The organism is Streptomyces ovatisporus, assembly GCF_042653885.1.
GTDB lineage: Bacteria > Actinomycetota > Actinomycetes > Streptomycetales > Streptomycetaceae > Streptomyces > Streptomyces ovatisporus.
This window is the reverse complement of record NZ_JBHSFH010000023.1, coordinates 1-569: the sequence shown is the minus strand read 5'-3', so window position 1 is coordinate 569 and position 569 is coordinate 1. Positions and strand designations below refer to the sequence as shown.

1 rRNA gene is annotated in these 569 nt (G+C 57.3%); it reads left to right on the top strand.

Going from position 1 to position 569, the window contains the following annotated elements:
- Positions 1-569, top strand: a 23S ribosomal RNA gene (locus tag ACFPA8_RS27520); the annotation flags it as partial.

Here is a 569-nt window from a genome sequence, read left to right as displayed (position 1 = left end):
GCCAAGTTTTTAAGGGCGCACGGTGGATGCCTTGGCACCAGGAACCGATGAAGGACGTGGGAGGCCGCGATAGGCCCCGGGGAGCTGTCAACCGAGCTGTGATCCGGGGGTGTCCGAATGGGGAAACCCGGCAGTCGTCATGGGCTGTCACCCGCATCTGAATGTATAGGGTGTGTGGAGGGAACGCGGGGAAGTGAAACATCTCAGTACCCGCAGGAAGAGAAAACAACCGTGATTCCGGGAGTAGTGGCGAGCGAAACTGGATGAGGCTAAACCGTATGTGTGTGAGACCCGGCAGGGGTTGCATGTACGGGGTTGTGGGAGTTCTCTTGATCGGTCTGCCGGCCGGTCGGCGAGTCAGAAATTGTTGATGTAGGCGAAGGGCATGCGAAAGGCCCGGCGTAGAGGGTAAGACCCCCGTAGCTGAAATGTCAGCAACTCGTTTGAGGATCACCCGAGTAGCATGGGGCCCGAGAAATCCTGTGTGAATCTGGCGGGACCACCCGTTAAGCCTAAATATTCCCTGGTGACCGATAGCGGATAGTACCGTGAGGGAATGGTGAAAAGTA